This window comes from Rhodococcus sp. 27YEA15, assembly GCF_049739425.1.
In the GTDB taxonomy this organism is placed as follows: domain Bacteria; phylum Actinomycetota; class Actinomycetes; order Mycobacteriales; family Mycobacteriaceae; genus Rhodococcus_F.
Window position 1 is genome coordinate 4,870,178 of sequence record NZ_JBMHHW010000001.1, and the last position, 23,350, is coordinate 4,893,527.

Here is a 23,350-nt window from a genome sequence, read left to right on the forward strand (position 1 = left end):
GAAATATCTACGAATGAACGGAGAGTTTTCCTTGCCGAAACATCCAAGAAACAGGGCAATTCGCCTGTTTAACCCTCTTCTTACGGAGAAACTTCATGCGATCTGTGCGAATTACTTCAAATTGTGCCGAGGAAACTGTGAGCGCGCACACGTCGATGGCCGATCTGTTCTCGATAGGCATCGGACCGTCGAGTTCACACACGGTCGGACCTATGCGGGCGGCAGCGGGCTTCGTGGCCGGACTGCGCAGTGCGTACCTGCTCGCGGAAACTACGCACATTCAGGTTCGACTGCGCGGATCGCTCGGCGCAACGGGCGTCGGCCACGGAACTCCCGACGCCGTTCTCGCCGGTCTTCGCGGATGGTCACCGCACGATTGCGATCCGGATGCAGTCCACGGACTGTGGGAGCGAGCACGCCACCTGCCCACGGTCTCCATTGACGGCCATCTCGTCACGATTGCCCACGACGACATCGTCCTCGATCCCTTCTCCCCGCACCCGGATCATCCGAATGCATTGGAGTTCAAGGCGATAAACACGGACGGCGCTGTTGTCGCCGTCCGCAGTTACCTGTCCGTCGGCGGCGGATTCGTGGTCACACCCGGAGAAGTACCACCGGCGCCGGCTGCTGTCCCGTATCCCTACCGCACGTTCGACGATCTCCTGACACTCTGCGCGTCCCGACACCTGACCGTCGCCGAGATCGTCGCGGCAAACGAGTGGGCGCTGGGCCGCGATCCCGAAGCCGACGCCGCACAGATCTGGGCGGCAATGCAGGCATGTATCGACGCCGGTCGAACCCGGGCCGACGGCTCGCTTCCCGGCGGTCTGGCCGTACGCAGACGGGCACCCGGCCTCGCCAGAACGCTCGATGGTCAACCGACGCACGAACTCACCGCAGTCTCCCGGATCCAACTCGCGGCCCTGGCCGTCAACGAGGAGAACGCGTCGGGCTTCCGGGTGGTCACCGCGCCTACCAACGGGGCAGCCGGAATCCTGCCCGCCGTCGTCGAGCATTATCTCCGCACTCCCGGCGCCGATCGGTTCGGCGTCATGGACATGCTTCTCACCGCAACCGCCATCGGCAGCGTCGTCAAGGCGGGCGCGTCCATCTCCGGAGCGGAGGTGGGATGTCAAGGTGAGGTGGGTTCGGCGTGCGCGATGGCGGCCGGGGCGTTGTGCGCTGCCCTCGGGGGCACACCGGCGCAGGTGGGAAAGGCAGCGGAGATGGGCCTGGAACATCACCTGGGCCTGACCTGCGATCCGGTGGGCGGACTCGTGCAGATCCCGTGCATCGAACGCAATGCGATAGCTGCCGTCACCGCAGTTCAAGCGGCCACCCTCACCTTGAACGAAGCAGATCAGCCGCATCACGTCTCACTGGACACCGCTGTCCGCACCCTGCGCGATGTGGGTGCCGACATGCATGACAAGTACAAGGAAACCTCGCGCGGCGGACTGGCGGTGAATGTCGTCGAATGCTGAGCACCGGACATTGCCGGAGAATCGGCAGCCCTCCTGTCCGTGACAGCCCGCTACACGTATCGAACGCCAGTGTGGTTTTATATATCGGCGCGATATAGTTGGTAATCGCATCAAGCGGTTAGGTTCATCGACTCGGGAGGGGTGTCATTTGCTCGAACTAGCAATTCTCGGGCTGCTTCTCGAGTCACCGATGCACGGATACGAGCTGCGCAAGCGGCTCACCGGTCTGCTCGGTGCCTTCCGTGCGTTCTCGTACGGATCTCTGTACCCGGCGCTTCGGCGCATGCAAGCCGACGGGCTGATCTCGGAGGACGTGGATATCGCGACCGGCGCACTGAAGCGTCGAGCGCGTCGCGTCTACCAGCTCACACCCGAGGGGCGGCAACGGTTCACCGAGCTCGTCGCCGACACGGGCCCGCAGAACTACACCGACGACGGTTTCGGCGTTCACCTCGCTTTCTTCAGTCGCACCCCCGCCGAGGCGCGGATGCGAATTCTCGAAGGCAGACGACGCCAGGTCGAGGAGCGCCGTGAAGGGCTTCGCGAGGCCGTCGGCCGGGCCAGCGGATCGCTGGACCGCTACACCCGCCAGCTCCATCAGCTCGGACTCGAATCGAGTGAGCGTGAAGTTCGTTGGCTCAACGAACTGATCGCAGCCGAGCAATCGACAACTGGAACATTCCCGAAAGAAGGAGAACCCGACCATGGGTGAGAACAGCACCACGGTGCGCGTAGCCATTGTGGGCGTGGGTAACTGCGCCTCGTCCCTGGTTCAGGGCGTCCATTACTACAAGGATGCCGACGAGACCGCAACGGTCCCCGGCCTCATGCACGTCAAGTTCGGCCCCTACCACGTTCGCGACGTCGAATTCGTCGCCGCTTTCGACGTCGACGCCAAGAAGGTCGGCTTCGATCTGTCCGAGGCGATCCTCGCGAGCGAGAACAACACCATCAAGATCGCCGACGTCCCGCCGCTGGACATTCCCGTGCAGCGCGGCCCCACTCTCGACGGTATCGGCAAGTACTACGCCGAGACCATCGAGCTGTCCGACGCCGAGCCCGTCGACGTCGTCAAGGCACTCAAGGATGCCAAGGTCGACGTCCTTGTCTCGTACCTGCCTGTCGGCTCCGACGACGCGGACAAGTTCTACGCACAGTGCGCGATCGACGCGGGTGTCGCCTTCGTCAACGCTCTGCCCGTATTCATCGCTTCTGATCCGGAATGGGCGCAGAAGTTCAAGGACGCCGGCGTCCCGATCGTCGGCGACGACATCAAGAGCCAGGTCGGCGCCACCATCACCCACCGCGTGATGGCCAAGCTGTTCGAAGACCGCGGCGTGGTGCTCGATCGCACCTACCAGCTCAACGTCGGCGGAAACATGGACTTCAAGAACATGCTCGAGCGTGATCGTCTCGAGTCCAAGAAGGTGTCCAAGACGCAGGCCGTGACATCCAACCTCACCGGCTCGCTCGCCGGCAAGGTGCACGATCGCAACGTCCACATCGGCCCCTCGGACTACGTGGAGTGGCTCGATGATCGCAAGTGGGCATACGTTCGCCTCGAAGGCCGCGCTTTCGGTGACGCCCCGCTGAACCTGGAGTACAAGCTCGAGGTCTGGGATTCGCCGAACTCTGCCGGCATCATCATCGACGCCGTCCGCGCTGCAAAGATCGCCAAGGACCGCGGCATCGGTGGACCGGTGTACCCGGCATCGGCATACCTGATGAAGTCCCCGCCGGTTCAGATGGCCGACGACAAGGCCCGCATCGAACTCGAAGCGTTCATCATCGGAGCCGACGAAGCGTAACTCGGCTTCAGGCCGTCGACGCCTGATTTCAACTGAATCTTGTGGGGCCGTGCATCTTCGGGTGCACGGCCCCACAAGCGTTCGACGCCCCGAACACACTCTGCCGTCACGCGTTGCCTCGGCGATATCACCGGATCGACATAGATTGCGGTCCAACGACTGTCGAATAGCGCACTCGCCTCCACCTCGTCGACCAATCGTGGATCTCGACCACCGTTACTGCAGCCACGCTCATGACGCCCGCCCGGGCCCTTTCGATAGCTCGAGACGATCGGTAGTGATCGGGAAGTGATATTGGACCTCAGGACAAGCCCGAAGTACTGTCAGGTAACCGAGTTCGGCTGTGTAGCAATACCTCTGTGAGCAAGAGCAAGGCCGGTCATTGCTCCGGACAACGGCCCGACACCGCTCGCGAACAAAGGAAATCACGTCAGCCTGCCGGCTCGGCAGAACGCACCGAAGGGAGCAACCACGTGCCTGTCGAGTTCATCAGCTTGACGTACCCGAATTCCTCGACCGAGCTGTCACCTGTTCCGAAGGCTCCGATCGACACCAAGTTCCTCGTCCGATACGCCAGAGCCGTCGAAGACGCGGGGTTCGACTACACGCTGTTGCCTTATTCGTCCTCCTCGTTCGACAACTTCACGATTGCCGCCGCTATCAGTGAGCACACCGAAAAGGTCAGGCCGATAGTGGCTCTCAGACCCAATACCGTCTACCCGACTGTCGCCGCCCGCTCGCTGGCCACTCTCGATCAGCTCAGCGAAGGCCGCGCGGTCGTGCACGTCATCGCCGGTGGAAGCGACCGGGAACAGGCCCGGGAGGGGGACTTCCTGGACAAAGCCTCGCGGTACGATCGCGCCGGCGAGTACATCGACATCCTGCGCCGCGCCTGGAGCGATCACGAGGCGTTCGATCATCGCGGCACGTACTACGAGTTCGAGGATTTTCGCAACGATGTGCGCCCCGTCAACGGGACGATTCCCGTGTCGGTCGGAGGATCGTCGGATTCCGCATACCGACTCGGGGGCAAGTCCGCCGACATCTTCGGACTGTGGGGTGAACCACTGGCAGAAACAGCGGAGCAGATCGCGGCGGTGGATGCCGCAGCGGCGGCGGCCGGCCGGTCGGACCGGCCTCGCTTCTGGGTGACGTTCCGCCCGATCATCGCTCCGACGGAAGAGTTGGCCTGGGAGAAGGCCGGCCGGGTTCTGACCGCGCTCGAGAGAAACGCTGCGGTGAATCCGATCAGCTCGCACCGACCCGAGAACGTCGGATCCCGGCGGCTGCTCGACCTCGCCGCGCGCGGCGAGGTGCACGACCGCGCGCTGTGGACAGTCCCCGCAGCGGTGACCAACGCGCAGGGCGCGTCGACTGCACTGGTAGGCACTCCGGAAACCGTTGCGGCAGCGATACTCGACTACGTCGACCTCGGGGCGACGTTGATATCCATCCGCGGATACGACAATTACAACGACGTCATCGACTACGGCCGTTACGTCCTTCCCTTGATCCGTCAGGAGTTGACTCGGCGCGAACATGCGGATGCGTTCTCGCACTGACCGCACCGGACCGACAGAGCTGACTGCACCCCCTCCGATCCGACTCGATCACAGAGTCCGGATCTCTTCGAAAGGCGATGAAGCCGATGACGGACACTGTTGCCGCGTGGGACGAACCGTACGGTATCAATCCTCGCGGAACCCTGATAGTCCTGGCTGGACGAGGAGAGAAATCCTCGGTGTACACCCGATTCGGTGCACGTCTGGCATTCGACGCGTACAAGGTTCGGGTGGTACCGGACGTGGCCGAGAACGTAGCGCGTGCACGACAACAAGTGTCGGCTCTCCTTGCCGACGACACACTCGTGGGGCCGAAGGTCCTGGTGGGTGCAGATACGGGTGCGCTCCTCGCACTTCAATTGGCGGTGCATCCGGAACTGGGTGTCGATGCGGTTGTCGTTGCCGGAGCGCCGGTCAACGGTGAAGTACCACAGCCTGATTGGAACGAAGAGCTCGAGGCCCGCACTGCATGTCCGACCCATCAGGGTGTGCTTTCACGAGAGAGCGAACGGGGTGCGATCGCGGTCGAGGTTCCCGAGACTCTGCGATCGGTGATTCCGGGCAATGTCAAGGTTCCCGTACTCGTACTTCACGGCGGCTCCGACACGATTGCACCGTGGGGACGCGCCTTCGACGATCTGTACCAGCACCTTCCGAACAAGGAAATCGCTGTTGTGGAAGAGGGTCGGCACGACGCACTCAATGATGCGGGTCACCGAACCGTCGCCGCAACGATCGTCCTTTTCCTCGAACGGCTCAAGCTCGGAAGCGAATTACTACCGATAGTCAGGTACGTCTGATCCCTCGGGCCGACTTCTCGAATCCTGGTGAGAGAAACCCTGGTCCGGCGCTGCCGTCGATGAAACGCTAGTGAGGTTCATGATCGATCAGCGACTTTGGGAGAATAATGGCAGACCCGCTCGATTTGGTTCACCTGCGAACTTTGGTGGCAATCGCAGAAACCGGCGGATTTCGGCGCGCAGCAGATGCATTGCATTTGAGCCAACCCACTGTAAGCCAGCATGTTCGACTCCTGGAGAAGCGACTGCGGCAAACGCTGCTCACGAAAGACGGACGCGGGTCTCGATTCACGTCCAGTGGTGAACGTCTACTGGTAGAGGCTCGCCGCCTTCTCGCCGCACACGAGCAGGCACTACAGCGCCTGCGTGTCGAAGAGGTGGACGATCTGACCATCGGCTCGAGTGAACATGCTGCGGACTACGTTCTACCCGAGCTTCTCGGCGTCCTGCGCGAGGCCTATCCGGAAGTGAGTCTCCAGTTCCGGCTCGACCGTTCGACGGCACTCGGTGACGCCGTGAACAGGGGGACACTCGATCTGGCCGTCATTCTCGGCGGGAACGACGGAGAAGTCGTCGGAACCGAGGTGGGTCGGCTGAATCTTCGATGGGTAGCGGCCGAGGGCTGGCAGGCTCCAGAACCGGGGGCTCGGGTCCCGGTAGTGGTGTTCGAGTCACCGTGCGGGCTGCGCCGGCGGGCGATACGAAAGCTGTTCGAGCTCGGGCACGACGTATTCGTCGCCGTCGAGTCGACGAGTCTGGACGGAGTGCTCGCCGCGACACGCGCCGGTCTCGGAGTAGCACTGTTGCCGTTCTTCGGGCCCGTACCCGCAGGACTTCGCGAACTGACCGATATTCCGTCGGTAGGCGACATCGACCTCCGACTGGTAGCGCGTCGCGCGTTGTCGATCGACATCGAACAGACGGCGATCAAGGCGGTCAGCGATCATTTTGCCGCCATCCCGCGAGGATCTGCTCCGGTAGCTGCCGACAACGCTGCCGATGCAGATCCACGCGAGTTCCTACGAGTGGTCTGATTCCTACTAGAGGACCGAGGCTTCGAGAGAGACTTGTCCCGGGAGCGGGCACCACCGACCCGTTCAGCCCAATCGTACGTCTGACGACTCTGCGAAGGTCTCCGCCGAATCGGAACTTGTGATCAAGTGCTGCTGAACACCGAGCCCGTCGACTTCTCCTCGAACCACGGCTCCCGCGTCGAGCGGTTCCAGTGGGCTCGTGTCGACTTGACCTGGACTTCCCATCAGGAGCACGTCGCCGGGAAACAGCGTAATGGATTGGGAGAGTTCACTGACGGCCTCTCGGACTCCGTGAAGATAGTCAGTAGTCCGACCATCTTGGACCAATCGGTCGTCGATCCACTGTCGGATCCGTAGATCGTCGATGCTCTGCACTTCGTCGGGTGTCACCAACCATGGCCCGGTGGGCACGAAACCCGCCAAGGATTTCGCCGGATTGAAGTAGACGACCGGGTGCTTACCGACTGTGGATTCGATCCTCACGTAGGAATTGGAGTCGACGAGATCCTGAGCGATCATGAAGCCGGCCACGTGCGAAAGCGCGTCCTCCGAAGTCACGTTTCGGGTCGATCGCCCGATCACGACGGCAACTTCGGTCTCGACGTACATCTTCTCGCTCGTGCGTGTGATGGGATTGCCCGGACCCGTCAGAGCACCACGCAGTTTGCTGATGAAACCGAGTCCGGAGGGCCGACCCAGTCCGAACTGGAGCAGCTTGATGTGGGAATTGACTCCGAGCGCGATAATCTGCGGCGGCTCCGGTGACGGCGGCCCTACCGTGTCCAGGGTAGGAAGGGGCTCCTGGGGGAGAAGCTGAGCCGATTGCAGCCACTGCGAGAATTCATCCCAGTGACGGTATACCTGCTGCGGGTCCGGGCCGAACCTACCGGCGCTCGATACTTCGACGTCTGCAACTGCGTTCGAAAGGACGATCTTCATGCGGCCGCCGACGTTGGCAAATCTGGTCATCTATCGTCACCTGATCTCGTAGCTGTGCGCCACCCTGTTGGTGGCTTGGGAATCGGAAGAGACGGGTGTGACGCCGTCGACAGATCGCAGTCGATCATGGCGCGGCGCATCCGAAGGCCGCGAAGTCGACGGCCAATGCTTGGCCAGGAGTTCGTACGAACGGGCTTTGTTGCGGTCGCCGTACACGAGAGTGCTGACCAGCACTTCGTCGGCCTCGATACTCTGGCCGAACGAGTGCACTCGCTCGCTCACAGCTGCCGCCTCCCCGATAATCCTTGTTCCCGAAGATGATCGAAGACGATCAGGGTCGAAGGGTGCTTCTTCCCGGCGCGTACCCGATGGGCTCAGCGTGTCGGAGAACCCCCGAGCCAGCACTCCCGAGATCCATACCGGATAACTCTCGGCGAGCGTACGAGCCTCCGCGTCCGTGTCAGCAGCTACGGCGTGAACTGATACCGCCACATATGGTTTCGTCAAGAAGGCCGAAGGGACAAACGCTTCCCGATAGGCGGTCACCGCGTCTTCGACCGGAGCATCGATCACGTGATTGTTGACCACGAAAGGAAGCCCCAATCTCGCGGATCTGACCGCACTCTCACGTCCGGCCGAGGCAAAGAGCCATGGAAGAACCGGCGCCGCGAGCCCCGGCATGGCTTGCAAGGGCCGTCCGTCGACCACACCGATCGGTCGTTGCAACAGCGACAGCACTTCCCGAACCGACTGATCGTATCCTTCTGGATCCGAAGGTGATACGGCCAGCAGTTCGCGAAGCAGAACCGGATGGTCAGCACGACCGAGGTCAGGCAGGTCGGCACCGGGCTCACGCAGAAGTTGCAACGCATTCGACACTCGCTCCGACGATCTCTCGGCGCTGTGCGTCAAACCCTTACCGATACCCAGGTGGACTCGTCCCGGATGTAGTTCCGCAATCGTGCTGATCTGCTCGACCAGAGCCAGCGGTCGGTAATGCGGCAGAACTGCCACTGCCGAGCCGACATGCAATGTCGAGGTACGTTCGGCCGCAAGTGCGGTGAGAACGATCGGCGCCGACCCGACCCGACCACGACCGAGATGATGCTCACCGAACCAGTACCCGTGGTAGCCCCATTCCTCGGACAAGCTGACGAGATTCATGACCGATCGCAGAGCCTCGCGAGGTGTCGTACCTTCGGAGACAGCGCTGAGATCGAAGACGGACAGACGCACAGGACCTCTTCTCGGCATCGGGGGCCGTCGGTTTCTCGACGACCCCCAGACCTTTGACGTGACTACTGTTATTTCTTGGGGTTCTCGGCGATCGATTTCGCCACTGCGTCCGACAGACCGATTTCGTCGATCTTCGACTCGATGGCATCTGTGAAACGCGCGTCGTATCCGACTGCTGCGTCGATCTCGGCCGGGAGGACACCGGCCTTGTAGGCCAGATCCGCGATGTCCTGACCCTTCGCGATATCAGTGGCCGTCACCGGCCCCACACTTCCACGCCCGAATTGAAGCCACTGGAAGGCCGCCTGTTCCGGCTTCACCTTGGTGGTTCCGACCAGGACGTCGACGTACCGGTCCTTGTTCTCGAGCGTCCACTTTCGAAATTCGACATATCGCTGGACGAAGTCTTCCCAGGCCTTGGCCTGCAACGGGTTCGACAGCGACGCCGTACTTGCGACGAGGGCGGTCGGGCTACCCGGCCCGACTTGGTGGGACGAGTCGAGCGCCGTGCCGCCGTTCTCGAGAGTCGCGAAGTACGAGGAGAACAATCCTGAAGCGAGATCCACCTCGTTGTTCAGCAGCGCGAGTGCCCCCGCCGCATTGTCGAGTTGCACGTAGTCGATGTCGCCCAACCCGAGCCCCAGGTGATCCAGCGTCTGCAACATCGTCAGATAGTTCGTCGCACCCGGCGACGCGGTCCATTTCTTTCCTCGGACCGAGTCGGCCGTCAACTCGGTGATTCCCGATTCGGCAGACGCCACCGTACCGAACGGATCGTGATTCTCGACGTCGATGAACTGCGGGATCAAGACGGTCCGGTAAGGAGCCGTGGTATCGGTCCAGGCCGGTTTAGCGTTTGCGGCGGCCTGAATCACCGTGTACTGAGCCAGAACCGAACCGTCGATTTTTCCGGTTGCCAGAGCCGTCGACGCTTCTACCTGGTTGCTGAAGTCGACGAAATCCACCTTGTACGGTGCGCCGTCCAGCGCTCCGGAGGCCGGCAGCAAGGCCTTGAGCGCGGGATCGTTCTGTCCCAGCGTGATGGTGACCGAGGAGAGATCTCCGGTGTCGTCTCCGCTCGGCGTGGAATCGTCGCTGTCGGAACCGCACGCAGCCAACGCCAATGCGGCAGCCGTGAGGACGGCGGCGACACGTACCGGCGATCGGCCGGATAGTCGAGAGAACATTCGAGAGTGATCCTTTGTGTGAGAGTGGAATTCCGAAGTGTGACCGTCGAACCGAATCGACGCTCAGCGGCTGACCTGGTCGCTCTGTTCGACACCGAGTTCGGACAGGAGCCGATCTCGGATTTCTCCGAATCCGGCCCACGAGCGCCGCTGTGCGCGAGGTTCGTCGATGGCGAGGTCTTCGACGAACCGACCGTCACGCAAGACCAGCACACGATCGGCAAGCAGAATTGCTTCGTCGACGTCGTGGGTGATGAAGACCACGGCAGGTTGATGACGGTGCCACAGGCGCAGGACCAGATCGTGCATCTTGATCCGGGTGAGCGCGTCGAGAGCCGCAAACGGCTCGTCGAGCAGAAGGAGGTGTGGTTCACGTATCAGCGCACGCGCGAGCGCAACACGCTGCGACTCGCCACCTGACAGGGTCTTCGGCCACCGATCGGCGTGATCGGCAAGCCCTACTTCGTCCAACGCGGCGACAATCCGTTCACGGCTCGCCTTTCGACGACTCAATCCGAGTCGGACGTTGCGCCATACTTTCTTGAAGGGCAGTAGCCTCGCATCCTGGAATACGACCGACCGTTGTGGCGTGACATCCAATTCACCTTCGGTAGCGAAGTCCAGTGAACTCAGAATACGCAGGAGCGTCGTCTTTCCGGACCCGGATGCGCCGAGCAGAGCGATGAACTCGCCGCGTCGGATCGTCAAATCCAAGTCGTCCAGCACCGCACGGTCGCCGAACCTTTTGACCACGTGACTCAGCCGCACCGCGACCAACTGATCGACGGCGGTCGTAGGGTGTGCTGTCATGTCACTTCCAAGGTAGGAGTCGGTGTTCGAGAATCCGCATGACGATGTCGACTGCAACACCGAACAGTGCGTAGATGATGATCGCGGCCGCAATGATGTCGATGCGGAGTGCGCCTGTCGCAACGAAGATGATGTGACCGATGCCGCTCTTGCTGTTGACCTGCTCTGCAACGATCAGTGCGAGAAGCGATACACCCATGGACATTCGCAGCCCGACCAGAATCTGCGGCAGTGCCGCTGGAAGGATCACGGTGACGATCGTGGCGAGCCGCGAGAGCCCGAACACCTGCGCCGCCTCCACCAGTCGGGAATCTACGTGTCGAACACCGTGATAGGTGTTGATGTATATGGGGAAAACACATGCGAGTGAGATGACGATCACCTTGAACTGCTCGCCGATCCCGAACCAGATGATGAACAGCGGGATCATCGCGATGAACGGCACCTGGCGCACGATCTGAAAGGACGAGTCGAACAACTTCTCGAACAGGGAGAACAGACCGTTCGCTATGCCGAAAACCAGTCCGATCGCAAGTCCCACCATCAGCCCGGTGGCCGCACGACCTAACGATGCAGGTAAAGCCTCCTGCAGCTCACCGGTCGATACCAGCTCGCCCAGCGCCTCCAACACTGTTGTGGGGGAAGGGAAGTAGAGTTCTTTGATCGCTCCGGTCGTGCTGAGTAGGTACCAAGTCGCCAACGCCGCCAAGGGCAGGAACAACCGAAGCGCGTTACCGGGTGAATACCACCGCGGTGTGCGTGGGGAGATGTCCGACATCGTCGGAAGGCGTTCGACGCTCGGAGCTGCTTTGCCCTCCGAGGGGGCGGACTGCACATGCACCTCGGTCGACGTCATCGCCCGTGCTCCCAACGGACGTGGGTGGCCTGGTCGGCCGAGCGGGAGCGTGAATACATCGGACTCGGCACACTTCGACAACTGCTCGACCTACCGACACAGGACGCGGCGGGTGCAGTCAGTGACATCATGCACACCACGGTAGATGCTCGAATTCGGATACGTCCAAGTGTGATTGACGATCGACGGTTATCGGCTCGATTGATCAATCGAGCGAAACAGTTGTCGCCGACGTGTCCGACCGACATTCATCACCTCGAGCGATGAGAACACATCGGCAATTTCTATTGGACTTTCCGGACGGACTGCGATCACGATTGTCGCAACACCCGCGTACCAGGAGGCTTCTGATGTCAACCGCTGCAACACCGTCCGTCGATCGCCGGATAGTCGTGATCGGTCCGGGTGCGACCGGCGGCGCGATCGCCGCAGAACTACATCTACACGGCGCCGAGGTAGTCGTCGTCGCGCGGGGCGCGGAACTCGCGGCGATCCGCGAACGCGGATTGATCTACCACACGCCTCAGGGCACCAGTACCGTACGTCTGAACACCATCGGCGGGCCGGAAGAAATCGAATTGACCGACCGAGACGTACTGGTACTCACCACCAAATCGCAAGATGCCGAGCAGGCTCTACGCACATGGGCATGGCGCCCGGTGACCATGACCAGCGGCGACACCGGCCGAGTCGGTGACGTGCTTCCCTTGGTCACGGTCCAAAACGGCCTCAATACCGACCGCGCGGCGTTGCGGTGGTTCAAATCCGTCATCGCCGGCACCATCTACTGCCCTGGCGGCAAGGAAACCGTTGGCGAGATCGCCAACTACGGAGCCGACAAGCGCCTGCTGCTGTGGGTGGGTAACTACCCGAACGGACACATCGACGATCGTCTACGCGAAGTAGTGGCAGCGTTTCGAGTCGCACCGACACTCGGCGTGCAGGCGATCGACGACATCGTCGGCGTCAAGGCATGGAAGCTCAGCTACAACACTGTCAACGGTCTCGAACCGGTGTTTGCACCGAGCGCCCGACGCGACGAACTCAAGGACGGACTGTTCCGGGAGGCCCTCGCCGTGTTCGCCGCACTGGGTATCGAACTCGTCGATCCGATCGGTTCCGGCCTGTCCGAATGGACGCGCGAGGCCATCGACGGATCGATCGAGGGCCGCGTCCGCCCCGGGAACTCGACACTGCAAAGTTTCCTTCGCCGGTCACCGCTCGAGACGGACTACCTCAACGGCGAAATCGTTCTACTCGGTCGGCAACACGGCATACCGACACCCCTGAACGAGGCACTGCAATCCCTGTCGGCCGAGGCATTCGAGAACGGCCTACCGGCGGGACATCTCGGGGACGACGCGATCGAACGTCTACTCGCCGGCCGGGCTACGGTCGCAACGTCCTGACTCCGTTCGGCTTCAGGCCCGACGCTGCGTCGTCGCTGCGGACTTTCCGATGTCGCGCCGGTCGCCGCTCTGCTCGGCGACCGGCGTTCACGAGCCACAGGGGAAGCCTGCAGATCCAAACTCTGGCGCAGTCGAGAAATACTTGATCTCATAGAGGTGCTCAGCCGCACATCACGAAGGAACACACATGTCGCCGACCACTCTGCCTGTTCTCGATCTGTCCCAGGCGCAGAACCCGGACACCGCCGAGCGCTTTCGTACCCAGCTTCGAGAAGTGACGCACGACGTGGGGTTCTTCTACCTGGTCGGACACGGGATTCCCGATGATCTACAAACTCGCCTCCTGGACGTGGCGCAGCAGTTCTTCGCCCTCCCGGCTGCCGAGAAGCTCGCCATCGAGAACGTTCTCAGCCCCCACTTCCGCGGCTACACACGCCTCGGCGGCGAACTTACCGAGGGCAAACAGGACTGGCGTGAACAGATCGACATCAGCACCGAGCAACCCGCCGCGGTACGCACGGATGGGTCGCCGGCATGGGAGATTCTCCAAGGTCCGAACCAGTGGCCCGAATCACTTCCCGAACTACGCGAAGTCGTCACCGAGTGGCACGACACCCTCAGCGCGATCGCCCGTCGTCTGCTGAGCGAATGGGCCGTGGCGCTCGGGCAGGAGGCGAACATCTTCGACGCCGCGTTCGCCGTCGACCCGTCCATCCTCATCAAAGTGGTCCGCTATCCGGGTCGGGACAAGGGTGCAGGCACTCAGGGCGTCGGCGGCCACAAGGACGCCGGAGTCCTCACGCTGCTCTTCGTCGAGCCAGGCAAGGGTGGACTGCAGGTCGAGCACAACGGTGAGTGGATCGACGCACCGCCGATCGAGGGCGCGCTGGTGGTCAACATCGGCGAACTGCTCGAAGTGGCGACCGGCGGCTATCTGAAGGCCACCGTGCACCGGGTGATCTCACCGGAGGGCGACGGCGAGCGTATTTCGGTGCCGTTCTTCTTCAACCCGAACTATGCGGCGCAGATCCCGAATTTCGAACTACCGGCAGAGCTCGCGGCACAGGCCACCGGCGTCACGGCGGACACGAAGAATCCGATCCACGACTCGTACGGCGCCAATGCTCTCAAGAGCCGACTACGCGCACATCCTGACGTGGCAGCACGGTGGTGGCCGGAGATCGTGGCTGCTCATGCCTGATGGTGCACGTGCCGCCGTCGGGTGTGGCGAGATTCGCCCGGGACAACTGCCACTATATCGGCGCGAGACGTTCGAGAGAACGAGCGATCACGGTGAGCGCATAGCTGAGATCGTTGTCGTCGACCCGGCCGTAACCGATCACCAATCCACCCGGATTCGTATGTGTTCGAGCAGATTCGGCAACGGTGGGTACCTCGACTCCCCCATACCTGGCATCACGCGCTACTGCCGCGGCGAGGGCTTCGTCCAGTACCAGCGTCGTGTGCATCCCGGCCCCGAGGCCCCGCAGTTCACCGAAGCGAGACAGTGCCGCCTGCACTTCGCGATCTCGTCGACGATATCGACGACGCGCCGCGCGCACAGCCCGATCCCACTCACCGTCACGCACCATGGACAATAGCGCCCGCTGCAACGGTACCGAGGGAAGGTCACCGATCCGCTCGCGGTAGTGCGCGATCCGCTCGACGAGTTCCGGTGGTGCCACCAACCAGCCCAGACGAATACCGGCCCCGAAAGTCTTTGCCACCGTTCCGAGATACACCACGCGATCCGGGGCCAACTGGGCAAGGGCAGGCAATGGCGCCACGTCGTATCGGTACTCGGAGTCGTAATCGTCCTCGAAGACGAGAACGTCGTCGGCACGCGCGTAGTCGACAAGCTGGTTACGCCGGCCCACGGGCATCAGTGCGCCCAGCGGATACTGATGTGACGGTGTGAGATACACACCGTCGACGTGTTGGTTCGACGACATGACGGCGTCGACGTCGAGCCCGTTCGCGTCCACCGGCACGTCCAGCACCGTCCATCCGCTGGCTGCGGCAGCCGTTGCAGCCCAACGATACCCCGGGTCTTCCAGTGCCAGAACGGAATCCGGAGATCGTAGCGCTGCGAGTGCCAGCGCGAAACCGTGTGTGGTTCCGGAGGTGATCAGTATCCGGTCCGAGGTCACCGCCATCCCCCGCGTGCGCGCGAGCAGTTCCGCGAGCGCGGCTCGAAGGTCACGGTCGCCGGCGGGATCGGGGTATCCAGCGGAAGACGTCGACATTCCCACGTCCCGCCAGGCTCGACGCCATGCTGCCGTGGCTCGAGGCGGCGTCCAGGGTACGCCGGGCCGCAGCGCGATCCGAGCCTCGGATCGCAGCGACAGTGCAGGTGCAGGTACAGGTACAGGTACAGGTGCGGCCGGGGTCGGCGATTCGGCGACGAAGGTGCCCGATCCCTGTACCGTTACGAGCCACCCTTCGGCAATCAACTGCTCGTATGCACGTTCGACCACACCGCGTGCCACCTCGAGTTCGGTGGCCAGCCTTCGGGAGCTCGGCAGCCGCAGCCCCACCGCTGCCCGACCATGACGTATTTCCGAACGCAGGTGATCGGCAATCTGAACCGGCAACGATCGGCGATCACTCCGGTCGAGAACAACGGCAACCACCGCGGGCAGCTGCATTCGCACACCTCTCGACAACTCGTCCGAAAAGTGGCCTATCAAGATTCCGCAGAATTGGATCCTGACTCAGGGCCACTTATCGAGCAACATTACCCCCATGCACTACGACACCACCTCGGACGACACCCTGTCACCGACTCCGCGCACCACGCTCAACCGCAGCCGAAACCGCGCGGTGACCGATCGCTCGGCACTGGCGGCGATACTCGAGAGTGCGAAACTGTGCCACTTCGGTGTGGTCGTCGACGGCACGCCGCTCGTCATGCCCACCGCTTTCGGCGTCGATCTGTCCGGGCCGGACCGGGCAGGGACCCTCTACCTCCACGGGTCGGTCGCAGCTCGCAGCTTGACGACGGGCGGTGAAATCTGCGTCACCGTCACTCACCTCGACGGGCTCGTCCTGGCCAGATCAGCCTTTCATCACTCGATGAACTACCGCAGCGCCGTGATCCTCGGGACACCGCGAGTGGTCAGCGATCCGGCTGAACGACTTACCGCACTCGATCTGATCGTCGACCAGATTGTTCCCGGACGATCCGCGCAACTGCGACACCACACAAGAAAAGAATTGGCAGCCACCACGGTAGTGGCATTGTCACTGTTCGAAGCATCGGTGAAAGTACGCTCGGGCGACCCGGTGGACGACCAGCAGGACGTGCAGAACGAAACCGTCTGGGCAGGTGTGATTCCCGCGTGCACACAGTTCGGCACACCTGTTCCGGCCAAAGATCTGACGCCCGGAAACCAGGTGCCCGATCATGTTCGAAACGTTTCCGAGAGCACAGGACGGCAAGTCCGAACTGCGGCCGACTGAACAACACCGGTCCGATCTCCGGAATCGAGACGAGCATTCACCGGGTCGGCATCGCCGAACCGGAAAGTTCATCGGAGCCGATTGCGGGACGCTACGAAAGTGCGCGAGTCGCCGCAGTCAACTGGTCCCGGCCGGGCACCTGGACGGCATCACCCGAGAGCTACACCTGCGGCGTGTACGCCATGCACTCCACTTCCATGTGTGCGCCGAGCGCAAGCCCGTCGGTGCCGAACGCACTGCGAGCCGGCAGTCGCGACGCGGGGAAGTACTCGAGGTACACCTTGTTGAACTCCTGCCACCGGGACATGTCGTCGAGCATCACGGTGCACTTGAAGACCGCGTCCATGCTCGTGCCGTAGGCAATCAGCGAGTTGGCGATGTTGTCCATCGTCCGACGGGCCTGTGCCTCGAATCCGTCGGCCAACGTCCCGTCGTCGAGCATGCCGATCTGACCGGACAGGTACAGAATGTCGCCGACACGCACGCCCGTGGAAAAGGGGGTGTCGAAGGTCGGCGGAATGAACTCTACGGTCTCGGACTGATTCACTGAAGATCTCCTGTTCGGCTGTGATGTTCTGTACGGCTGTAGGTCAACGTGTTTCGAGAGCACGGACCTCGGACAGGAAGTGTGCGACCAGTTCGTTCCAGGCGTGGGGATCTTCGAAGTACGGCGAGTGTCCCCGATCTGCCAGCTCGACCACTTCGGAGCGCGGCAGGAACTCGGCGGCACGGCGAATCCGGGCCGGAGTCATCAGATCGTCGAGCTCGCCGGCAATCAGCAGAACGGGGACGTCGACGGTGGACAGTACCGCCGGATCGTAGTTGTACTCCTTGAGGATTCGGAAGAATTCCGTGTCCGGCGGACGATGCCCGAACGAACCGAGAGCTTGATAGAGGTACGCGCGCGCCATGTCCAGACTGGGCAGTCGGCCACCGACAGCCGGGTGTTCGCCGAGGGGACGCGCCGTGACCGGCGCGGCTGTCAGCGGCACCACGATCTCCGGACCGAACCCCACCGGGATACCACCGGTGGTGCAGGCCAGGACTACCGATTCGACGCGGTCCGGCACGGCGACCGCCGTCCCCAGTGCGGCCCAGCCACCCATCGACTGTCCGACCACGTGAGCCTTCTCGACGCCGAGCAGATCCATGATCTCGACCAGATCGGAGACTGCCGCAGCCGGGCCGTGATTGCCTTTGTCGTTGGTTGAGCGGCCGAAACCTCTTTGATCCCAGGTGATCACCCGGTAGTGCTGCGCGAAATACGGGACCTGCTGGTACCAGACGGCTGCGTTGCCACCGAGTCCGTGCGTCAGAATCAGATCGGGTCCGGTGCCTGCGGTCTCGTACCAGACCTGTTCGCCGTCGGCGACGGTCAGAAAGCCCTCGGTGCGTGAAATCATTCTTCGTCTCCTGAATCGGTCGGGCGCTTACCCGAGGTGGTGTCGGTGAGGAGTTGTCGAACCTCGTCGGTGGCGTCTTTGAGATGCCCTTCGACGGTCCGCATGGTGTTCTCGTCGAAATCGGTGTCGAATCCTATAACCGTCAATGCACAGAGCGGTGATCCCTTGCGGGAGGACACCGCTCGGGAGATCGACCCGATGACGTCTTGGGAACGTTTGTGTACTACGGCGAATCCGGTTCTCCGGGTCTCCGCGACGTCGGCGAGGAACCCGCCGGGACCGTCCATGGGGTAGCCGCTCTTCTCCACCATCGCCAGGTACGGTGCCCGGTTCTGCTCTTCGAGCGCGGCAACCAGTGCGAGCGGACCGGCGAAACGATGCGGGGGAAGTAGATCACCGAGCATGCGGGTGATCATCTTGAGCCGGTCCGGACGCAGAGCGTCGATGATTCGCGTTCCTCCACTTTCGAGGACCTGCAGATTCACCATCATGTCCGTGCGGTCGGAGAGCGTCTGCATGGCCGGTCGGCACAATGCCGCCAGCGAGTACGACGCCGCCTCGTGTGACACCTGCAGTGCTGCCGGGCCGGGGAGATAGCGTCCGTCGTAGCGGAACACCCATCCACGGTTGGCCAGTTCACCAAGTACCCGGTGTGCGGTGGGACGAAGCATCCCGACTTCCTCTGCGAGTTCGCTGAGTTTCATCGGCGTCTTCGCACGCGCTATCGCTTCGAGTAGATCCAACGCCTTGTCGACAGCAGACACAGAACCCTTCGCCATCCGATCCCCTCCAGTGCCGTTCGAGCCAAGGCCGTTTGCCTACTTGGCGGTCCCGAATCTCGTAATCTTTGGAAAACCTTGGCATTCGCCTAAGAAATTACTATAGTCACAACAATCATTCCGGTGTACAGAACTTTTTCTCGGCTCTTCCCTTCCCTCCGGGTCACCGGTAAGGAAGTAATTTCTTTCCCAGCGAGAGGCTTTCGGACATGAAGGTTGGACACACCCTCCGGTCCGCACGACGTCTGCGAACTGCAGGCATCGCGGCGGTCGCAGCGACAGCATTGGTACTGACGGGCTGTTCGAGCGACGCCGATGCGACCGAAGAAAACAGCACCCAGACCACGACGATCCGTATCGCACCCCAACCGATCGCCGACTTCGCCCCCATCTGGCTGGGCATGGAAAAGGGCTTCTTCACCGATCAGGGCCTCGACATCGAGATCGTCGAAGGCGGGGCCAGCTCCTCGGCACAGATCCCGTTGCTGCTCAGCGGAAATGCGGACTTCGCCGCAACCACTGCGACCGCCGCAATCCAGGCCAAGAGCCAGAACATGGATGTCACCCTGGTCGGCGGGCTCACGAACTTCGCCGCAAGTGACGACACGGACCAGTCCGGACTCGTCGTCGCCAAGGACAGCCGGCTCACCGGTTTCCGCGACCTCGAAGGCAAGACCGTCGCGATCAGCGGCCTCAAGTCCGTCAGTGAGGCAGTGATCTCCGCTGCCGTCGAGAAGTCCGGCGGATCGGCGAGCAAAGTGTCCTTCATCCAGGCTCCGATGCCCAACCTCGGTGATCTGGTGGCGACCGGCGGAGCCGACGCCGCCTTCCTCATCGACCCGTTCTTGAGCAAGGCCACCGGCGAAGGACTGAAGGTCCTCGGCCATCCGTTCCCCCTCGCAGCTCCCGGCGTACCCGGAACCTCTCTCGCCGCATCGGCTCCGTTCGTGAAGGCGAATCCGGATACCATCGCGAAATTCCGTACTGCACTGGCCAAGTCGGTCGACTTCGCCAATCAGAACCCCGATCTGGTCAAGGCCGCACTCGCCACGAATGCCAAGATCCCCCTCGACATGCTGACGAACAGCAAGAACCCCACATTCGACGCCGTCATCGACCCGGCAGCGCTGACCGCCGAGATCGAACTTCTTCTCGAGTACGGCGTACTGACTGAGTCGGTGGACGCCAGCTCTTTGCTCACGCCGGCCAAGTAGATTGCCTGCGTTGACTTCCCGAAGCCGAACAGTACTGGTCGGCCGGTTGCTGACGCTACTCGCGTTGGCGGCCGGCTGGCAGGTCTTCGGGATGCTCGGCTCCGATGACGCGAAGGGCATCCCCAAGTTCACCGACGTGGCAACGTCGTTCGTCGACGAGCTCGGTACGTCGTCCTTGTGGGGTGCACTCGGTCAGACGCTCACCACCACGGCCGTCGGGCTGGCGCTGTGCCTGGCAATCGGAATCCCGGCGGGGCTGATCCTGGCCTCGCACCCGTTCCTGACTGTGTCGTCGCGGTTCGTCATCGACTTCTGCCGGACGGTACCGCCGTTGGCCGTCATACCCCTGTTCCTTCTGATCATGGGGCCGACCCCACGGATGGCGGTCGCATTGATCGTGGCGGTGAGTGTGTGGCCGATTCTGCTTCAAACCATTCACGGCGTCCGTAACGTGGAACCGGAGTTGCTGTCCACCGCACGCTCGTTCCGGCTTCCCCTGTGGCGTCGACTCCTCCTGGTGGTCGCGCCGGCATCGATGCCATACGTGTTCACCGGAATTCGCATCTCGGCCACGTTGAGTTTGCTGTTGACCATCGGTGCCGAGCTGATCGCCGGCGTACCCGGCCTCGGCAAGGAAATTCTGTTGAGCCAATCGGTTCCCGACCGGATGTTCGCGCTCATCATCGTCGCCGGACTGCTCGGAATGCTACTCGCCTTCGCCGTAACGGGAATCGAGAAGCGGATGCTCGCCTGGCACTACGTTCCGAGGAGGACGCGGCCGTGAGGTTACTGTCAGGGATTCGGCTCCTCGCCTGGGAAATCTGGCTACCGGTACTGATCGTGGTGATCTGGTATTTCGGATCGGCATCGAGCAAGTCGCCGTACTTCCCGCCTCTGTCCAAGATCTGGAAGGCATTCGTCCACAACTGGTTCGGTGAGGGATTCACCAAGGACGTCGTGCCGAGTCTGACGAACCTCGGGCTGGGGCTCGCGGTGGCACTCGCGATCGGGATCGGGGTCGGACTGCTGCTCGCGCTGTTCCCACTCGCCGCCGACATCGCCGATCCGTTTCTCCAGTTCTTCCGCGCCATACCGGCATTGGCACTGCTACCCGCCCTGTTCATCGTGTTCGGCACCGGCTCGACGGGCAATGTGGCCGCTATCGCCTTCGGGGCGGTGTGGCCGATACTGCTCAACACACTCGACGGCATCCGCTCCATCGACCCGAGTGTTCGACTGGTGGCGCGCAGCTACCGCATCCGAACCCCGCTGCTGGTGAGCCGAGTCCTGCTACCGGGTGCGATGCCACAGATCACGGTGGGTATCCGCACCAGTCTGGCCATCGGCGTGGTCATCATGGTCGGTAGCGAAATGTACGTCTCCACAGCAGGTATCGGACATTTCGTGATTGTGGCCCAGCAGACCTTCGCGATCGCCGACATGTGGTCGGGCATCATCCTGCTCGGAATCATCGGGTATCTGCTCAACGTCGTCTACGGAGTGATCGAACGGTGGCTGCTCGGATGGCAACCTCGAACTCAGGGCGCTCTCGCAGCGAAAGGTAAATAAGCCATGTCTTCCAGCACCTCCACGCCGGCAGTCGAATTGCGTGATCTCGGCGTCACCTACGGCGGCGCCACCGGACGGGAAGTTCTCCGCAAGATCGACCTCTCCGTCACCGCCGGCGAAATTGTCTGCATCGTGGGCCATTCCGGAATCGGCAAGAGCACCCTGATCAGATGCATCGCGGGCCTGCAGACACCGACGAGAGGCGACGTTCGTATCGCAGGCACCACCATCACAGCTCCCCCGGCAACGCTGGCACTCGTGTCCCAGGACTACGGGCGTACACTCATGCCGTGGCTCCGGGTCGGCGAAAACGTTCGACTCCCACTGCGCGGCATCGGATTGTCACGCAAAGAACAGAACGAGAGGGTGACGGCGGCCCTCGCCGTTGTCGGCCTCGAGACAGCGGCCCGTTCCTACCCGTGGCAGCTGTCCGGCGGTATGCAGCAGCGCGTCGCCATCGCGCGGGCGCTCGCCTACCGGCCGCAGGTGCTGCTCATGGACGAGCCCTTCGCCTCCGTGGACGCCCAGACCCGCGCCGAACTCGAGGATCTGCTGCTGACCCTGCAACGAGACACCGGCATCACCGTCCTCCTGGTCACCCACGACGTCGACGAATCGGTATACCTGTCCGATCGTGTCATGGTCCTGGGCGGAAAGCCTGCATTGGTGCAAGAGGTCATCGACGTGCCACTCGCCGGAGCCCGCGATCAGATCTCTACCAAAGCCGATCCTCTGTTCATCGAATGCCGAACTCGCGTGCTGTCCTCGATTCAGCAGTCCAAGACGACCATCGCCTGACCGCGATCTGCCTCCGGTCGCGACGAGGGCGACCGGAAGCAGATCTCACTCGAAGCCGTGGAGAGCCGCCGCTGGAGCCGAAATTTTCGGCGACCAACCGGCACGGGATACGGGCGCTCTCGCCAACGGTGAACCTACCCCGCGCGAACTTCACCGAATCAGGCTCTCGACGCTCCTCGGTCGGCCACCCAACAACAGTTCGACAGCCGCGCTGCCGGCGAGGAAGTCATGGTGGTTGTAGAACTCGAACATCGCGGTCAGACGCGAGCTGGCATTGACATCGAGGCCGCTGCCGATCTGTTCACGCCATTGATCCACGCTGATCTGATCGACCGTGACGGTACGTGAGGTCTGCTCTTGCACCATCTGTGCCACCTCCATGACGCTCAGTGCTTCGGGGCCGCCCACTTCGTATGTTGCTCCGTGATGCGCACCCGGGCCCTCATTGAGAACAATCGCGGCCACAGCCGCGACATCCGCCAAGCTCACGAACGAGAACTTCGTGTCCGCGCTGTATGGCAGGACAACAGTGTCGGATCGACCGGTCAGTATCGCTTCGAAATTCTGCGCATATGCACATGGTTGCAGCACAGTCCATTTCAAAGGCGAACGATGCAGTTCGTCCTCACACCTGGCTTTGTCCAGGTGATGCGGCATGGACGGACTGAACGGCCACGCGACGGAATGATAGACAAAGTGCTCAACTCCCGCCGACGCCGCTGCCGTCAGCGCATTGCGAAGCAGTGCGGGCTCGTCCGGATGGACGTTCGGGGCAATGAAATACACGCCACGGCAACCGGCAAGCGCCTTGCGCAACCCACTACCCGTCTCGAGCTCGACTTCGTAGTCGCCCTCGACACATGCCTTTCGCACCAGCCGCCGCACCGTCACGCTCGGCGGCAGGGCCGCGACGACTGCTGCACCGGTCTTACCCGCGGCGCCGATCACCGCGATGTCGGCGCCGCGAGTAATTCCGTTCTCCATGAGAGTTTTCCGT

23 protein-coding genes are annotated in these 23,350 nt (G+C 62.3%); 13 read left to right on the top strand and 10 right to left on the bottom strand.

Annotation, left to right across the window (positions count from 1 at the left end):
• The first annotated feature begins 95 nt into the window (after positions 1-95).
• The 6 genes from ABH922_RS22840 to ABH922_RS22865 all read left to right on the top strand — a co-directional run bounded on the left by ABH922_RS22840 (position 96) and on the right by ABH922_RS22865 (position 6,691).
• Positions 96-1,487, top strand: a complete 1,392-nt coding sequence (locus ABH922_RS22840) for an L-serine ammonia-lyase (RefSeq protein ID WP_424809095.1) — start codon at positions 96-98, stop codon at positions 1,485-1,487.
• A gap of 148 nt (positions 1,488-1,635) precedes the next feature.
• Positions 1,636-2,199 (top strand): PadR family transcriptional regulator, encoded by a 564-nt coding sequence (locus ABH922_RS22845; protein ID WP_424809096.1) that lies wholly within the window; start codon positions 1,636-1,638, stop codon positions 2,197-2,199.
• Positions 2,192-3,295 carry an inositol-3-phosphate synthase gene (locus ABH922_RS22850; RefSeq protein WP_424809097.1) on the top strand — a complete coding sequence of 368 codons (1,104 nt, stop codon included), beginning with the start codon at positions 2,192-2,194 and terminating at the stop codon, positions 3,293-3,295. Before ABH922_RS22845 ends, ABH922_RS22850 begins: the two co-directional genes overlap by 8 nt.
• A 473-nt stretch (positions 3,296-3,768) precedes the next feature.
• Positions 3,769-4,857 carry an LLM class flavin-dependent oxidoreductase gene (locus tag ABH922_RS22855; RefSeq protein WP_424809098.1) on the top strand — a complete coding sequence of 363 codons (1,089 nt, stop codon included), beginning with the start codon at positions 3,769-3,771 and terminating at the stop codon, positions 4,855-4,857.
• Positions 4,858-4,943: 86 nt separating this feature from the next.
• Positions 4,944-5,657, top strand: coding sequence for an alpha/beta hydrolase (locus ABH922_RS22860; RefSeq protein WP_424809099.1), 714 nt, complete (start codon positions 4,944-4,946; stop codon positions 5,655-5,657).
• A 107-nt stretch (positions 5,658-5,764) separates the two neighbouring features.
• Positions 5,765-6,691, top strand: a complete 927-nt coding sequence (locus ABH922_RS22865) for a LysR family transcriptional regulator (protein ID WP_424809100.1) — start codon at positions 5,765-5,767, stop codon at positions 6,689-6,691.
• Between the two features lie 63 nt (positions 6,692-6,754).
• Here the strand turns inward: ABH922_RS22865 and ABH922_RS22870 are convergent, their stop codons facing one another.
• The 5 genes from ABH922_RS22870 to ABH922_RS22890 all read right to left on the bottom strand — a co-directional run bounded on the left by ABH922_RS22870 (position 6,755) and on the right by ABH922_RS22890 (position 11,719).
• The gene (locus tag ABH922_RS22870) at positions 6,755-7,660 is read right to left on the bottom strand and encodes a fumarylacetoacetate hydrolase family protein (protein ID WP_424809101.1); all 906 of its coding nucleotides are present in this window, start codon (positions 7,658-7,660) and stop codon (positions 6,755-6,757) included.
• A 6-nt stretch (positions 7,661-7,666) separates the two neighbouring features.
• On the bottom strand, positions 7,667-8,866 hold the full coding sequence (locus tag ABH922_RS22875; protein WP_424809102.1) for an LLM class flavin-dependent oxidoreductase: 1,200 nt from the start codon (positions 8,864-8,866) through the stop codon (positions 7,667-7,669).
• A gap of 68 nt (positions 8,867-8,934) precedes the next feature.
• Positions 8,935-10,053: a hypothetical protein gene (locus ABH922_RS22880; protein WP_424809103.1), complete on the bottom strand. Its 1,119-nt coding sequence runs from the start codon at positions 10,051-10,053 to the stop codon at positions 8,935-8,937.
• Between the two features lie 63 nt (positions 10,054-10,116).
• Positions 10,117-10,863: an ABC transporter ATP-binding protein gene (locus ABH922_RS22885; protein WP_424809104.1), complete on the bottom strand. Its 747-nt coding sequence runs from the start codon at positions 10,861-10,863 to the stop codon at positions 10,117-10,119.
• A 1-nt stretch (position 10,864) separates the two neighbouring features.
• Complete coding sequence (locus ABH922_RS22890) at positions 10,865-11,719, bottom strand: ABC transporter permease (protein WP_424809105.1); 855 nt, start codon at positions 11,717-11,719, stop codon at positions 10,865-10,867.
• A gap of 350 nt (positions 11,720-12,069) precedes the next feature.
• On the opposite strand from ABH922_RS22890, the gene ABH922_RS22895 reads away from it, so the two are divergent.
• Both ABH922_RS22895 and ABH922_RS22900 read left to right on the top strand, forming a co-directional pair.
• The gene (locus ABH922_RS22895; RefSeq protein ID WP_424809106.1) at positions 12,070-13,128 is read left to right on the top strand and encodes a ketopantoate reductase family protein; all 1,059 of its coding nucleotides are present in this window, start codon (positions 12,070-12,072) and stop codon (positions 13,126-13,128) included.
• 187 nt (positions 13,129-13,315) lie between these two features.
• A complete protein-coding gene (locus tag ABH922_RS22900; protein ID WP_424809107.1) occupies positions 13,316-14,329 on the top strand; it encodes an isopenicillin N synthase family dioxygenase in 1,014 nt (337 codons plus the stop codon).
• Between the two features lie 52 nt (positions 14,330-14,381).
• Here ABH922_RS22900 and ABH922_RS22905 read toward each other — a convergent pair whose 3' ends face one another.
• Complete coding sequence (locus tag ABH922_RS22905) at positions 14,382-15,776, bottom strand: PLP-dependent aminotransferase family protein (protein ID WP_424809108.1); 1,395 nt, start codon at positions 15,774-15,776, stop codon at positions 14,382-14,384.
• A gap of 97 nt (positions 15,777-15,873) precedes the next feature.
• Here ABH922_RS22905 and ABH922_RS22910 point away from each other — a divergent pair, with 97 nt between their 5' ends.
• Positions 15,874-16,590 (top strand): pyridoxamine 5'-phosphate oxidase family protein, encoded by a 717-nt coding sequence (locus tag ABH922_RS22910; RefSeq protein ID WP_424809109.1) that lies wholly within the window; start codon positions 15,874-15,876, stop codon positions 16,588-16,590.
• A 160-nt stretch (positions 16,591-16,750) separates the two neighbouring features.
• Here the strand turns inward: ABH922_RS22910 and ABH922_RS22915 are convergent, their stop codons facing one another.
• The 3 genes from ABH922_RS22915 to ABH922_RS22925 are packed head-to-tail and all read right to left on the bottom strand — an operon-like array spanning position 16,751 to position 18,772.
• Positions 16,751-17,137 carry a RidA family protein gene (locus ABH922_RS22915; protein WP_424809110.1) on the bottom strand — a complete coding sequence of 129 codons (387 nt, stop codon included), beginning with the start codon at positions 17,135-17,137 and terminating at the stop codon, positions 16,751-16,753.
• A 43-nt stretch (positions 17,138-17,180) separates the two neighbouring features.
• Positions 17,181-17,993 (bottom strand): alpha/beta fold hydrolase, encoded by an 813-nt coding sequence (locus ABH922_RS22920; RefSeq protein WP_424809111.1) that lies wholly within the window; start codon positions 17,991-17,993, stop codon positions 17,181-17,183.
• Entirely contained in the window at positions 17,990-18,772 is a 783-nt protein-coding gene (locus ABH922_RS22925) for an IclR family transcriptional regulator (RefSeq protein ID WP_424809112.1), read from the bottom strand. The genes ABH922_RS22920 and ABH922_RS22925 overlap by 4 nt, the downstream gene beginning before the upstream one ends.
• A 209-nt stretch (positions 18,773-18,981) precedes the next feature.
• Here ABH922_RS22925 and ABH922_RS22930 point away from each other — a divergent pair, with 209 nt between their 5' ends.
• The 4 genes from ABH922_RS22930 to ABH922_RS22945 are packed head-to-tail and all read left to right on the top strand — an operon-like array spanning position 18,982 to position 22,353.
• The gene (locus ABH922_RS22930; protein ID WP_424809113.1) at positions 18,982-19,986 is read left to right on the top strand and encodes an ABC transporter substrate-binding protein; all 1,005 of its coding nucleotides are present in this window, start codon (positions 18,982-18,984) and stop codon (positions 19,984-19,986) included.
• A gap of 10 nt (positions 19,987-19,996) precedes the next feature.
• Entirely contained in the window at positions 19,997-20,770 is a 774-nt protein-coding gene (locus tag ABH922_RS22935) for an ABC transporter permease (protein ID WP_424809115.1), read from the top strand.
• Positions 20,767-21,555 carry an ABC transporter permease gene (locus tag ABH922_RS22940; protein ID WP_424809116.1) on the top strand — a complete coding sequence of 263 codons (789 nt, stop codon included), beginning with the start codon at positions 20,767-20,769 and terminating at the stop codon, positions 21,553-21,555. Before ABH922_RS22935 ends, ABH922_RS22940 begins: the two co-directional genes overlap by 4 nt.
• 3 nt (positions 21,556-21,558) lie before the next feature.
• Positions 21,559-22,353: an ABC transporter ATP-binding protein gene (locus tag ABH922_RS22945; RefSeq protein WP_424809117.1), complete on the top strand. Its 795-nt coding sequence runs from the start codon at positions 21,559-21,561 to the stop codon at positions 22,351-22,353.
• Between the two features lie 150 nt (positions 22,354-22,503).
• Here the strand turns inward: ABH922_RS22945 and ABH922_RS22950 are convergent, their stop codons facing one another.
• The gene (locus ABH922_RS22950) at positions 22,504-23,337 is read right to left on the bottom strand and encodes an NmrA family NAD(P)-binding protein (RefSeq protein WP_424809118.1); all 834 of its coding nucleotides are present in this window, start codon (positions 23,335-23,337) and stop codon (positions 22,504-22,506) included.
• Between the last annotated feature and the right edge of the window lie 13 nt (positions 23,338-23,350).

Excerpts from the sequence above, each read along its gene's own strand:
- ABH922_RS22930 (WP_424809113.1), top strand. The coding sequence starts at position 18,982 with ATGAAGGTTGGACACACCCTCCGGTCCGCACGACGTCTGCGAACTGCA.
- ABH922_RS22840 (WP_424809095.1), top strand. The coding sequence starts at position 96 with ATGCGATCTGTGCGAATTACTTCAAATTGTGCCGAGGAAACTGTGAGC.
- ABH922_RS22900 (WP_424809107.1), top strand. The coding sequence starts at position 13,316 with ATGTCGCCGACCACTCTGCCTGTTCTCGATCTGTCCCAGGCGCAGAAC.
- ABH922_RS22870 (WP_424809101.1), bottom strand. The coding sequence starts at position 7,660 with ATGACCAGATTTGCCAACGTCGGCGGCCGCATGAAGATCGTCCTTTCG.
- ABH922_RS22925 (WP_424809112.1), bottom strand. The coding sequence starts at position 18,772 with ATGGCGAAGGGTTCTGTGTCTGCTGTCGACAAGGCGTTGGATCTACTC.
- ABH922_RS22880 (WP_424809103.1), bottom strand. The coding sequence starts at position 10,053 with ATGTTCTCTCGACTATCCGGCCGATCGCCGGTACGTGTCGCCGCCGTC.
- ABH922_RS22945 (WP_424809117.1), top strand. The coding sequence starts at position 21,559 with ATGTCTTCCAGCACCTCCACGCCGGCAGTCGAATTGCGTGATCTCGGC.
- ABH922_RS22950 (WP_424809118.1), bottom strand. The coding sequence starts at position 23,337 with ATGGAGAACGGAATTACTCGCGGCGCCGACATCGCGGTGATCGGCGCC.
- ABH922_RS22890 (WP_424809105.1), bottom strand. The coding sequence starts at position 11,719 with ATGACGTCGACCGAGGTGCATGTGCAGTCCGCCCCCTCGGAGGGCAAA.
- ABH922_RS22895 (WP_424809106.1), top strand. The coding sequence starts at position 12,070 with ATGTCAACCGCTGCAACACCGTCCGTCGATCGCCGGATAGTCGTGATC.
- ABH922_RS22865 (WP_424809100.1), top strand. The coding sequence starts at position 5,765 with ATGGCAGACCCGCTCGATTTGGTTCACCTGCGAACTTTGGTGGCAATC.
- ABH922_RS22920 (WP_424809111.1), bottom strand. The coding sequence starts at position 17,993 with ATGATTTCACGCACCGAGGGCTTTCTGACCGTCGCCGACGGCGAACAG.
- ABH922_RS22860 (WP_424809099.1), top strand. The coding sequence starts at position 4,944 with ATGACGGACACTGTTGCCGCGTGGGACGAACCGTACGGTATCAATCCT.
- ABH922_RS22905 (WP_424809108.1), bottom strand. The coding sequence starts at position 15,776 with ATGCAGCTGCCCGCGGTGGTTGCCGTTGTTCTCGACCGGAGTGATCGC.
- ABH922_RS22885 (WP_424809104.1), bottom strand. The coding sequence starts at position 10,863 with ATGACAGCACACCCTACGACCGCCGTCGATCAGTTGGTCGCGGTGCGG.
- ABH922_RS22850 (WP_424809097.1), top strand. The coding sequence starts at position 2,192 with ATGGGTGAGAACAGCACCACGGTGCGCGTAGCCATTGTGGGCGTGGGT.
- ABH922_RS22910 (WP_424809109.1), top strand. The coding sequence starts at position 15,874 with ATGCACTACGACACCACCTCGGACGACACCCTGTCACCGACTCCGCGC.